Genomic DNA, 11,581 nt, shown 5'->3' on the forward strand with positions numbered 1-11,581 from the left:
AAATGCCATGAAACTCCCACGCACCCTCCTGCTGCCGCTCGCTTTCGCCACCAGCCTCTCCGTGCTGTCCATGGCGGCTCCGGTACACGCCGCCGCGCCGGCCGCCCAGGTCCAGCCTGCCCGTCCCCTCACCGCGGTGAGCTACCACAAGGTCGATATCGACGGCGTCAAAGTCTTCTACCGCGAAGCCGGTCCCAAGGATGCGCCGACCCTGCTGCTGCTCCATGGTTTCCCGACCTCGTCCCATATGTTCCGCGAGCTGATTCCCAAGCTGGCCGACCGCTACCACGTGATCGCGCCGGACTACCCAGGCTACGGCCAGAGCGACCAGCCGGGCCTCGACAAGTTCAACTACAGCTTCGACAACCTGGCCAAGGTGGTCGATCAGTTCACCGCCAAAATCGGCATCAGCAAATACGCGCTCTATGTGCAGGACTACGGCGCGCCGGTCGGCTTCCGCCTGGCGGCGGCCCATCCCGAGCGCGTTACCGCCATCGTGGTCCAGAACGGGAATGCCTATGACGAAGGCATCGACAACGACTTCTGGGTACCGGTCAAGGCCTACTGGAAAGACCGCTCCGCGGCGACCGCGGCCCCGGTGCGCGCCGTGCTGGACCTGAAAGCCACCCAATGGCAGTACACGGAAGGCTTCCGCGATCCGTCCGCCCACGTCAGCCCCGATGCATGGATGCTGGACCAGGCCTACCTGGACCGTCCCGGCAACAATGAAATCCAGATGGAGCTGTTCTACAGCTACGGCACGAATCCGGCCCATTATCCCGAGTGGCAGGCTTACTTCCGCAAACACCAGCCGCCGATGCTGATCGTCTGGGGCAAAAACGACAAAATCTTCCCGGCCGAGGGCGCTTACCCTTACAAACGCGACCTGCCGAAGGCTGAACTGCACCTGCTGGACACCGGCCACTTCGCCCTGGAAGAGGACGGCCACGAGATCGCCCGCCTGATGCGCGATTTCCTGGACCGCAAGGTGAAACGCTGAGCAACTACTGAACAAGTAAAGCGCGGCGGCAGATACGGAGTCGGGGCAAGCTGGCTTACAATAGCGGTTTGCACGTAAAAAGAATTGCCATGTCCGACATCCAAGCTGCCGTCGTCACCAAATCGGCCTACCTGACCCTCCATTACCGCCTCGCCACCCTGGACGGGGCGGACATCGTTTCGACCTTCGCCGGCAATCCGGCCACCCTGATGCTGGGGCAGGGCCAGCTGGCGCCGGTGCTGGAGGACCTGCTGATCGGCCTGCCCGAGGGCACGCACAAGGTGTTCGACCTGGAGCCGGGCGTCGGCTTCGGTCCGCGCAACCCGGAATTGATCCAGCATGTGTCGCGCGCGACCCTGGATGAAAACTCCGTGCCGGGAGCCGACTACAAGGTCGGCGACCTGGTCGATTTCGCGGCGCCGGGCGGTGGCCGCTTTGCCGGCATCCTGCGCGAGCTGCGCGAGGATTCGGCCATCTTCGATTTCAACCATCCGCTGGCCGGCCAGCCGGTGAAGTTCGAAGTCAAACTTATCTCGGTACTGTAATGGACAAAGAAATTCTCCTGGCCCAGCCGCGCGGCTTCTGCGCCGGCGTGGACCGCGCCATCGAAATCGTGGAACGCGCCCTGCAGCAGTTCGGCGCCCCGATCTATGTGCGCCACGAAATCGTGCACAACGCCTATGTGGTGGAAGACCTGCGCGCCAAGGGCGCCATCTTCATCGAGGAGCTGGACGATGTCCCGGCCGGCAATACGCTGGTGTTCTCGGCCCATGGCGTATCGAAAGCCGTGCGCGCCGAGGCTGAAGCGCGCGGCCTGTCGATCTTCGACGCCACCTGCCCGCTGGTCACTAAAGTGCACGTGGAAGTGGCCAAGATGCGCAAGCAGGGCTGCGAGATCGTGATGATCGGCCACGACGGCCACCCGGAAGTGGAAGGCACCATGGGCCAGGCGGAAGAGGGCATGCACCTCGTCGAGACCGTGGCCGACGTGGCGAAGCTGAACGTGCGCAACCCGGAATCGGTGGCCTATGTGTCGCAGACCACGCTGTCGGTGGACGATACCGCCGACATCATCGCCGCCCTCAAACAGCGCTATCCGGCCATCATCGAGCCGAAGAAGGGCGATATCTGCTACGCCACCACCAACCGCCAGGAAGCCGTGAAGTTCATGGCGCCGCAGGTGGAGCTGGTGATTGTGGTCGGCAGCCCGAACAGCTCCAATTCGAACCGCCTGCGCGAAGTGGCCGAGAAAAAAGGCACGCCGGCTTATATGGTTGACAACGCCTCCCAGATCAATCCGGCCTGGCTGGAAGGCAAGCTGCGCGTGGGCGTGACGGCGGGGGCCTCGGCGCCGGAAGTGCTGGTGCAGGCCGTGATCGACCGCCTGAAGGAGCTGGGCGCGAAGAGCGTGCGTCCGCTGGAGGGCGTGGAAGAACACGTGACCTTCCCCTTGCCGAAGGGGCTGGATGGCAACAAAAACAACACTGCGGCCTGAAGCAGCGTGAGATTGTCCTGCTGAGCGTGAATTTAATTTAGAATATTCCCGATTTTTCAGTGTTTCGTTTCACGCAATCCTCGCTATCATTGCGATCGCTTTGAAAAATTGCTGTTCCGTTGAATGACGGCACCGCGGAGACTTTATCGTCCGGGTGCCGTTTTTGTTACCTGAAGGGGCATTCTCACGATGGATACTTTTATCCAACAAATTATCAACGGGCTGGTGCTGGGCAGCATGTATGCGCTGGTCGCCCTCGGTTACACGATGGTGTACGGCGTGCTGAACCTGATTAACTTCGCCCACGGCGATGTGCTGATGATCGGCGCCATGCTCGGCCTGACCATCCTGCGCCTGCTGGAAGCGTATGCGCCAGGCCTGCCGGGCTATGTGCAGCTGGCGATTGCGATCATCGGCGCCATCCCGCTCTGCATGCTGGTGAATATCATTATCGAGCGCGTGGCCTACCGCCGCCTGCGCAATGCCCCCCGCCTTGCTCCCCTGATCACCGCGATCGGCGTGTCCATCCTGCTGCAGACCTTTGCCATGATGATCTGGGGCCGTAACCCGCTGCCCTTCCCGCAACTGCTGCCGAGCGAGCCAATCCATGTCGGCGGCGCGGTGATCAGCGTGACCCAGGTGCTGCTGCTGGTGCTGGCCGCCGCCTCGATGTTCGGCCTGGTGTTGCTGGTCGAGAAAACCCGCATGGGCCGCGCGATGCGCGCCGTGGCGGAGAACCCGCGCGTGGCAGGCCTGATGGGCGTGGATTCGAACCGCGTGATCGTGGCCACCTTCGCCATCGGCGCCGCACTGGCCGCCGTGGCGGGCGTGATGTGGGGCGCGAACTACGCGTCCATCCAGTTCGCGATGGGCTTCGTGCCGGGCCTGAAGGCTTTCTCGGCCGCGGTGCTGGGCGGCATCGGCAATATCTACGGCGCCATGATCGGCGGCATCGTGCTGGGCATTATCGAAAGCCTGGGCGCGGGCTATATCGGCGACCTGACGGGCGGCTTCCTCGGTTCGAACTACCAGGACATCTTCGCCTTCGTGGTCCTGATCCTGGTGCTGACGATCCGTCCGTCCGGCATCATGGGTGAACGCGTCGCAGACCGCGCATAAGCATAAGGATTCAAGAACATGGCACTCCTGAATTTCGAAGTCCAGAAGAACCCGACCAAGGCCTATATCAGCATGGGCGTGGTGCTGGTGCTGATGCTGGTATTCCCCTTCATCGCCCAGCACTTCGGCAACTCCTGGGTACGTATCGTGGACCTCGCGCTGCTCTACATCATGCTTGCGCTGGGCCTCAACATCGTGGTCGGTTTCGCCGGCCTGCTGGACCTGGGCTACATCGCTTTCTATGCGTTGGGCGCCTACATGACCGGCCTGCTGGCATCGCCGCAGTTCGCAACGCTGCTGGAATCGCTGATCAACCTGCATCCGGAAACGGGCGAGGCGCTCGCTTCCCTGTTCGGCGAAGAGATCCGCACCAACGGCATCCACCTGTCGGTATGGTTCATCGTGCCGCTGGCGGCGGCGCTGGCCGGCGTGTTCGGCGCGCTGCTGGGCGCACCGACCCTGAAGCTGCGCGGCGACTACCTGGCGATCGTGACGCTGGGCTTCGGCGAGATCATCCGCATCTTCATGAACAACCTGAATGACCCGATCAATGTGACGAATGGCCCGCAGGGCATCAACCTGATCGAGCCAATCCGCGTGTTTGGCGTGAACCTGGCCGGCGAAGCCGGTTCGCGCGCCACGGTGTATATCGGCGGCTTCGCCATGCCGTCCGTGAACGCCTACTACTTCCTGTTCCTGTTCCTCACCATTGTCACTATCTTCGTCACCGCGCGCCTGCAGCACTCGCGCCTCGGCCGCGCCTGGGTGGCGATCCGCGAAGACGAAATTGCGGCCAAGGCCATGGGCATCAACACCCGCAACGTGAAGCTGCTGGCGTTCTCGATGGGTGCCACCTTCGGCGGCGTGGCGGGCGCCATGTTCGCGTCCTTCCAGGGCTTCGTGTCGCCGGAATCGTTCTCGCTGACCGAATCGATTGCCGTGCTGGCCATGGTGGTGCTGGGCGGTATCGGCCACATTCCGGGCGTGATCGTCGGCGGCGCGCTGCTGGCCGCGCTGCCGGAAGTGCTGCGCCACGTCGTGGAACCGCTGCAGCAAAAGCTGTTCGGCCACGTGCTGATCGAAGCGGAAGTGCTGCGCCAGCTGCTGTACGGCCTGGCCATGGTGCTGATTATGCTGTACCGCCCGGCAGGCCTGTGGCCGTCGCCCAAGCATGAAGACCGTCCGGATGCCGACAGCGACACCAAAGATCAATCGTCCGGCGTGATGCCCGCCTGAGGAAGCAAGAATGAGCCAACAAGAAGTCCTTCTGAATATCGCAGGCGTCAACAAGCGTTTCGGCGGCCTGCAGGCGCTGACCGACGTCGGCATCAAGATCATGCGCGGCCAGATCTATGGCCTGATCGGTCCTAACGGCGCGGGCAAGACCACTTTCTTCAACGTGATTACCGGCCTGTACCAGCCCGATACCGGCACCTTCGAACTGGCGGGCAAGCACTACTCGCCGTCGGCGCCGCACGCGGTGGCGAAGGCGGGCATTGCGCGCACCTTCCAGAACATTCGCCTGTTCGGTGAAATGACCGCGCTGGAAAACGTGATGGTGGGCCGCCACGTGCGTTCGCACCAGGGCGTGTTCGGCGCCGTGTTCCGCCACAAGGCGGCGCGTGAAGAAGAAGCATCGATCCGCAAGCGCGCGCAGGAGCTGCTCGACTTCGTGGGCATCGGCCAGTTCGCCAACCGCACCTCCAAGTTCCTGTCCTACGGCGACCAGCGCCGCCTGGAGATCGCACGCGCCCTGGCGACCGATCCCCAGCTGCTGGCGCTGGACGAACCGGCAGCGGGCATGAACGCCACCGAAAAGCTGGCGCTGCGCGAACTGCTGGTGAAGATCAAGAACGAAGGCAAGACCGTGCTGCTGATCGAGCACGACGTGAAACTGATGATGGGCCTGTGCGACCGGATTTCGGTGCTCGAATACGGCAAGCTCATTGCGGAAGGCCTGCCTTCCGAGATTCAAAGCAACAAGGCTGTGATTGAAGCCTATCTGGGAGGATCGCACTGATGGGCGCCAATGTACTGAAAGTCTCCGGCCTCAAGGTCGCTTACGGCGGCATCAAGGCAGTCAAGGGCATCGACCTCGAAGTCAACGAAGGCGAACTGGTGACGCTGATCGGCGCCAATGGCGCGGGCAAGACCACCACGCTGAAGGCGATCACCGGCACGCTGCCGGCCTGCAAGGTGGAAGGCACGGTGTCCTACCTTGGGCAGTCGCTGAAGGGCACCCAGTCCTTCCACCTGGTGGAGAAAAAGCTGGCGATGGTGCCGGAAGGCCGCGGCGTGTTCACGCGCATGACCATCCATGAAAACCTGATGATGGGCGCCTACACGCGCGACGACAAGGCGGGCATCGAAGCCGATATCGAGAAGTGGTACTCGGTGTTCCCGCGCCTGAAAGAGCGTTCGGCGCAGCTGGCCGGTACGCTGTCCGGCGGCGAACAGCAGATGCTGGCGATGGCGCGTGCGCTGATGTGCCATCCGCACCTGCTGCTGCTGGATGAGCCTTCGATGGGGCTGTCGCCGATCATGGTCGACAAGATCTTCGAAGTAATCCGCGACGTCTCGAAACAAGGCATCACCGTGCTGCTGGTCGAGCAGAACGCCAAGCTCGCGCTGCAAGCTGCGCACCGCGGCTACGTGATGGACTCCGGCCTCATCACGATGACCGGCAACGCCGCCGACATGCTCGACGACCCCCGCGTCAAAGCCGCCTACCTCGGCGAATAAACATGACACCATGGGGTCAGGCACCCGCTGTCAGTATGACAGGTGGGGCCTGACCCCAAGGTGTCAGGCGAGGAGGGTGGCGAAGCGGTCGATGTCGATGTTGCCGCCGCTGATGATGATGCCGATGCGCTTGCCGCGCAGTTCGTCCTTCATCGCGCGCGCGGCGGCGAAGCCCAGGCAGCCCGTGGGTTCCACCACGATCTTCATGCGTGATGCGAAGAAGCGCATTGCTTCCACCAGCTGCGCATCGCTCACCGTCAAAATATCGTTCACGTTCTGCTGGATCAGCGGGAAGGTGAGGTTCCCCAGGTGCTGCGTCTGCGCGCCGTCGGCAATCGTCTTCGGGGTGTCGATGTGCACGATGCTGCCGCTGCGGAAGGATTGCTGGCCGTCGTTGCCGGCTTCCGGTTCCACGCCGTAGATCCTGCACTGCGGCGACAGCGCGCGCGCAGCCAGCGAGGAGCCGCCCAGCAGGCCGCCGCCGCCCAGGCAGACGAACAGCGCGTCCAGTTCTCCCGTTTCTTCGAACAGTTCCTTTGCCGCCGTACCCTGGCCCGCAATCACGTCCGCATGGTCGTATGGCGGAACCAGCGTGAAGCCGTGCTTCTGCGCGAGCTCGCGGCCGATCTGTTCGCGGTCTTCCTTGTAGCGGTCGTAGGTGACAACCGTGGCGCCGTAGCCGCGCGTGGCGGCCACCTTGGACGCGGGCGCATCCAGCGGCATCACGATCGTGGCCGGAATGCCCATCAGCTTCGCTGACAGCGCAATCGCCTGCGCGTGATTGCCGGACGAGAAAGCGACTACCCCTGCCCGCTTCTGCTCGGGCGTGAAGCGCGACAGCGCGTTGTAGGCGCCCCGGAATTTGAAGGCGCCCATGCGCTGCATGTTCTCGGCCTTGAAGAACAGTTGCGCGCCCAGTTCTTCGTTCGCCGTGCGCGAGGTGAGCACCGGCGTGCGGTGGGCTTGTCCTTTGATGCGTTCGGATGCCGCTACCACGTCGGCATAAGTGGGGAGTTGGCTCATATCTTTCATCCTGTGATTACCACGGCCAGGCGATGCTGCTGCCCGTGCCAGTTGCCAAGGCGCGCTGTTGCAGCATGCGCGCCACCGTAAGGTCTTGCAGGGCGATGCCCGTCATATCGAAAATCGTGATGTCTTCTGCGCTGCGCGCAATACCACCTTCGGCCAGCAGGGCGCCAAGTTCCTCGGCGCTGCTGTCCTGCGACCATTGCAGTTCGCCGAGGGCGCGCGCTTGCGGCAGGTCGTCGGCCCACACGCGGGCGCGCGGGATCAGGCCTTCCGGCAGTTCGCGCTTGCCGCGCGTGTCGCTGCCGACGGCGTTGATGTGGGTGCCCGGCTGTACGGCATCGGTGTCGAACAGCACGGCGCGGCCGGGCGTGGCGCAGATGATGATGTCGCTCGCCGCCACGGCTTCGTCGGCGCTGCTGCCCGGAGCGATGTCGCAGCGGCCCGCGAAATGCGCTTCGAATGCTTCGTCGCGGCGGCTGAAGGAGGCAACGTAGCGCACGGTGCGCAGGCCGGGCATCACGCGCAGCGCGTAGTCCAGTTGCGCTACGCCCTGTACGCCGGTGCCGAACACGCAGATGCTGCGGCTTTCGGGACGCGCCAGCGCAAGCAGGCCAAGCGCGCCTGCGGCAGCCGTGCGCGTTGTGGTGACGGCATTGCCGTCGATGAGGCATTGAGGGCGGCCCGTATCGGGGTCGAACAGCATGATGGTGGCCTGGTGCGCGTCCGACCCGAGCTTGCGGTTACCGGGCCAGAAGCCCGCCGCCTTGAAGCCGAGCAGCTCTTCGTTTTCCACGCCGCCCGACTTGATGCCGAAGATCCCGTTCGGCAGCGGCTCGCGCACCAGCGGGAATACGCGGCCTTCGCGGCTCGCGTGCAGCAGGAAGGCCTGCTTCGTCGCGGCGATCACGTCGTCCGGCTGCAGGAGCGCGGCGGCCTGGTCGCGGTCGAGCAGCAGCAGGCGGGCGTCTTCAGACATGGCGTTCCTTATTTTGCGTAGTTGTAGACGGTGGCGCGCGATACGCCGAGATGGGCGGCCACGGTTTCCATGGCGCGGCGCATGTCGGTGAGGCCGGCGTCTTTCAGTTCGCGCATCAGCGCGCGGCGCTGGTCCGCGCCCAGCGCGCGTGGCGTGGTGGCGTGGCGCGCGGCGAATTTGTCGATGTAGGCGCGTACGGCATCGGAGCCCGCGGGTTCCAGCGTTTCGCTGATGGCGGCGGCGGCATCCACGCGGCTGAACTGTCCCAGCATGCTTTGCAGGCCCTGGAATAGCGAAAGGTCGAGGTTCATGCACAGCGCGGCGATGTAGTTGCCTTCGCTGTCCTTGATGCCGATGGATGTGCTCTTCGCCTGCCTGCCGTCAGGGAAGCGGTTGGGGTAGTTCGCCACCACCTGTGCGTATTCCGGATCGGCAATGCGCGCCAGCCCCAGCTCGGTAGCCGGATCGCCAGGCGCACGGCCCGAAAGATTGTTGTAGATCGCGAGCACCGCATGTTCCGGATCGCTCAGGTCGTGCAGCACCACCTCGCCGAAGGGCGCGAGCGTTTGCCCGAGCCCGGCGGCAATATGTTTCAGCTGTTCCAGCAGATGCTTCTGTTCAGGCGTATGCATCTGGATAGATTATCTCGTTTTGGAAAAACTGTAAACATGCGGGCCAAAAAAAGCCCCGGATGAGTCCGGGGCGAGGATGTCCGCTGATCGCGCGGATATCGAGGAGATTACTTTGCTGGTGCAGCTTTCACAGCCGAGGTGAACTGGTTCACGGCGGCGTTCACATTGGCTTCCAGGGTTTCGGCAGCCTGCTTGGCGGTCTTGCTGAACTGCTCGTAGCCGGCGTTGGCGCTGCCCAGGGCCGATTTGAACAGGGCCACGGCGTTTTCGGTGCCGGCCGGGGCGTTCTTGCTCACTTCGTCCACCAGGGAGATCACTTTACGGTTGGTCTCGGTGATCTGGGCTTCGGCGGCTTTGCTGAATTCTGCGGTGGTGCCGGTAGCGATCGAAGCCAGGTGGCGGCCGTAAGCGATCGACTTTTCAGCGGCAGGCTGCACTTGCGCTGCGCTCAGTGCGAAGAATTCCTGTGGGTCCTTGGCGGACAGCAGCTGCTTGGCGGTGGAGGAGGTTTCTTCCAGCGACGCTTTGGCGGCGGTCAGGTTCAGGTCCACGAACTTCTCAACGCCTTCAAAGGCCTTGTTGGTCAGCGAGGAAAACAGTGCGAACTGGCTTTCAAAATTTGCCTTGGTCGCATTCGAAAATTGTTCAGGAATCGAAAACATATAACTCTCCAAAAATGGGATTAGTCGTTGTAAATCCAGCTGTTCCAATGGGATACAAGGTATTGTGCAACGCAACATGGCCTATTTTACGGAACTGAATCCCGATGTCAAGCAGTTTTTGTGCATCGCACCAAAAATGCTTAAGTCATTGAAAGAAAAAGATTTCCTATGAGAAAAAAGTGCTCGCCAGCCGGCAAAATGCTGCCGTGTTAGACTCGACAGATGTCCGATAAGCCACACGCCACTTTCCTGTCCCCGATCCCCCTGTTCTTTGTATTCCTGTGGAGTACGGGGTTCATTGTGGCGAAGTTCGGGCTGCCTTATGCGCCGCCGCTTACCTTCCTGCTGCTGCGCTTCCTCGGCGTGCTGCTGATACTGGCGCCGGCCGTGGTGCTGCTGCGCGCGCCGTGGCCCAGCGGCAAGGTGGGGCATATCGCCGTGGCCGGCGTCCTGGTGCAGGCCGCCTACCTGAGCGGCGTGTGGTGCGCCATCAAGCTCGGCATGCCTGCCGGCCTGTCCGCCCTGATCGTGGGCATGCAGCCGATCCTGACCGCCTTTGCCGCGCCGCTGATCGGCGAGCGGGTGCGCCCCGTCCAGTGGCTGGGCCTGATGTTCGGCATCGCCGGCGTGGCGCTGGTGGTGTACGCGAAGATCAGCCTGGTGGGCCTGAGCTGGCAAGCCATCGCCCTGTGCGTGGGCGCGCTGCTGGCGATCACGGCGGGCACCCTGTACCAGAAACACTATTGCCCCCATTTCGACCTGCGCACCGGCACCGTGATCCAGTTTGCCGCGTCTTCGGTGGTGGTGCTGCCGTTCGCCATCTGGCTGGAAGGCCTGAATTTCTCGCTGGACGCCGTGCAATGGACGCCGCGCTTTATCGGTGCGCTGCTGTGGGCCGTGTTTGCCCTGTCGATCGGCGCCATCTTCCTGCTGTTCAAGCTGATTCGCCGCAGCGGCGCCACGCAAGTTACCAGCCTGCTTTACCTGACGCCGCCCACGACGGCGGTCATGGCATGGCTAATGTTTGATGAAGCGTTCAATTGGCTCGGTATTGCGGGCATGGTGCTCGCGGTAATCGGTGTAGTATTCGTTGTAAAGAAGGCAAAGTAGACAGGGGATTATCAGCATGATTTCCAGCTCCGAACAGCAGGCTGTGGATGCCGCCATCACTTCGCGCCGTTCCATCCGCGCTTTCCTGCCCACGCCGGTGGCGCGCGAGGATGTGGAAGCGATCCTGCAGGTGGCGGCCCGGGCGCCTTCCGGCACCAATACCCAGCCCTGGAAAGCCTATGTGCTTAGCGGTGCGGCGAAGGAACGCTTGTGCGCGCGCATTGTGGCCACATATAAAGATCCTGAGCAGAACAGCCAGCACACCGAGGAATACGCTTACTACCCCCGCGAGTGGAAGTCGCCCTATATCGACCGCCGCCGCAAAGTGGGCTGGGATTTGTATGCGCTGCTTGGCCTGACGCGCGACAACAAGGCCGGCATGGCCGCCCAGCACGCGCGCAACTTCACTTTCTTCGATGCCCCCGTGGGCATGATTTTCACCATCGACCGCATCATGGAGCAGGGCTCCTGGCTGGACTATGGCATGTTTTTGCAGAACATCATGGTGGCGGCGCGCGGACGCGGGCTGGATACCTGTCCGCAGGCCGCCTTTACGCAGTTCCACCGCCTGATCGCCGAGGAACTGAAGCTGCCGGACAACGAGATGGTGGTGTGCGGCATGGCGCTCGGTGTTGCGGATACATCAAAAATCGAGAATTCATTGATCAGTGAACGCGAGCCGCTTGCTAATTTTGTTAAATTTATGGAGTGACAAGGATTCGTTGCGCTGCTGCGTCATGAGTGAATATTCTGTCTTGCACGTATGTAATCAAACGGGCAAAAAAGGTTAAATTCATTTGCGGGAGCCCCGTGTTT

At 62.6% G+C, this 11,581-nt stretch carries 13 protein-coding genes; 9 read left to right on the forward strand and 4 right to left on the reverse strand.

Features of this window, described 5'->3' with window-relative positions; genetic code table 11:
• Positions 1 to 7: 7 nt before the first annotated feature.
• From ACJRPG_RS02515 to ACJRPG_RS02545, 7 genes are all read left to right on the forward strand, one after another.
• The gene (locus ACJRPG_RS02515) at positions 8 to 1,000 is read left to right on the forward strand and encodes an alpha/beta fold hydrolase (RefSeq protein ID WP_407998465.1); all 993 of its coding nucleotides are present in this window, start codon (positions 8 to 10) and stop codon (positions 998 to 1,000) included.
• Positions 1,001 to 1,089: 89 nt separating this feature from the next.
• Positions 1,090 to 1,545 carry an FKBP-type peptidyl-prolyl cis-trans isomerase gene (locus ACJRPG_RS02520; RefSeq protein WP_407998466.1) on the forward strand — a complete coding sequence of 152 codons (456 nt, stop codon included), beginning with the start codon at positions 1,090 to 1,092 and terminating at the stop codon, positions 1,543 to 1,545.
• Positions 1,545 to 2,495, forward strand: coding sequence for a 4-hydroxy-3-methylbut-2-enyl diphosphate reductase (gene ispH, locus ACJRPG_RS02525; RefSeq protein WP_407998467.1), 951 nt, complete (start codon positions 1,545 to 1,547; stop codon positions 2,493 to 2,495). The genes ACJRPG_RS02520 and ispH overlap by 1 nt, the downstream gene beginning before the upstream one ends.
• A gap of 189 nt (positions 2,496 to 2,684) precedes the next feature.
• Positions 2,685 to 3,614 carry a branched-chain amino acid ABC transporter permease gene (locus ACJRPG_RS02530; RefSeq protein WP_407998468.1) on the forward strand — a complete coding sequence of 310 codons (930 nt, stop codon included), beginning with the start codon at positions 2,685 to 2,687 and terminating at the stop codon, positions 3,612 to 3,614.
• An 18-nt stretch (positions 3,615 to 3,632) separates the two neighbouring features.
• Complete coding sequence (locus ACJRPG_RS02535) at positions 3,633 to 4,850, forward strand: ABC transporter permease subunit (RefSeq protein WP_407998469.1); 1,218 nt, start codon at positions 3,633 to 3,635, stop codon at positions 4,848 to 4,850.
• 10 nt (positions 4,851 to 4,860) lie between these two features.
• Positions 4,861 to 5,634, forward strand: coding sequence for an ABC transporter ATP-binding protein (locus ACJRPG_RS02540; RefSeq protein WP_407998470.1), 774 nt, complete (start codon positions 4,861 to 4,863; stop codon positions 5,632 to 5,634).
• The gene (locus ACJRPG_RS02545) at positions 5,634 to 6,356 is read left to right on the forward strand and encodes an ABC transporter ATP-binding protein (RefSeq protein ID WP_407998471.1); all 723 of its coding nucleotides are present in this window, start codon (positions 5,634 to 5,636) and stop codon (positions 6,354 to 6,356) included. The genes ACJRPG_RS02540 and ACJRPG_RS02545 overlap by 1 nt, the downstream gene beginning before the upstream one ends.
• Before the next feature lie 63 nt (positions 6,357 to 6,419).
• Here ACJRPG_RS02545 and ACJRPG_RS02550 read toward each other — a convergent pair whose 3' ends face one another.
• From ACJRPG_RS02550 to phaP, 4 genes are all read right to left on the reverse strand, one after another.
• The gene (locus ACJRPG_RS02550) at positions 6,420 to 7,388 is read right to left on the reverse strand and encodes a threo-3-hydroxy-L-aspartate ammonia-lyase (RefSeq protein ID WP_407998472.1); all 969 of its coding nucleotides are present in this window, start codon (positions 7,386 to 7,388) and stop codon (positions 6,420 to 6,422) included.
• Between the two features lie 7 nt (positions 7,389 to 7,395).
• The gene (locus ACJRPG_RS02555; RefSeq protein ID WP_407998473.1) at positions 7,396 to 8,361 is read right to left on the reverse strand and encodes an ornithine cyclodeaminase family protein; all 966 of its coding nucleotides are present in this window, start codon (positions 8,359 to 8,361) and stop codon (positions 7,396 to 7,398) included.
• Between the two features lie 8 nt (positions 8,362 to 8,369).
• Positions 8,370 to 8,993: a helix-turn-helix transcriptional regulator gene (locus ACJRPG_RS02560; RefSeq protein ID WP_407998474.1), complete on the reverse strand. Its 624-nt coding sequence runs from the start codon at positions 8,991 to 8,993 to the stop codon at positions 8,370 to 8,372.
• 107 nt (positions 8,994 to 9,100) lie between these two features.
• Complete coding sequence (gene phaP / locus ACJRPG_RS02565) at positions 9,101 to 9,655, reverse strand: TIGR01841 family phasin (protein WP_407998475.1); 555 nt, start codon at positions 9,653 to 9,655, stop codon at positions 9,101 to 9,103.
• Positions 9,656 to 9,877: 222 nt separating this feature from the next.
• Between phaP and ACJRPG_RS02570 the strand changes: the two genes are divergently transcribed.
• Both ACJRPG_RS02570 and ACJRPG_RS02575 read left to right on the forward strand, forming a co-directional pair.
• A complete protein-coding gene (locus ACJRPG_RS02570; protein WP_407998476.1) occupies positions 9,878 to 10,765 on the forward strand; it encodes a DMT family transporter in 888 nt (295 codons plus the stop codon).
• A gap of 16 nt (positions 10,766 to 10,781) precedes the next feature.
• Complete coding sequence (locus ACJRPG_RS02575; RefSeq protein WP_407998477.1) at positions 10,782 to 11,477, forward strand: nitroreductase; 696 nt, start codon at positions 10,782 to 10,784, stop codon at positions 11,475 to 11,477.
• Positions 11,478 to 11,581: the final 104 nt, after the last annotated feature.

Source organism: Pseudoduganella rhizocola, from assembly GCF_045984285.3.
GTDB lineage: Bacteria > Pseudomonadota > Gammaproteobacteria > Burkholderiales > Burkholderiaceae_D > Rugamonas.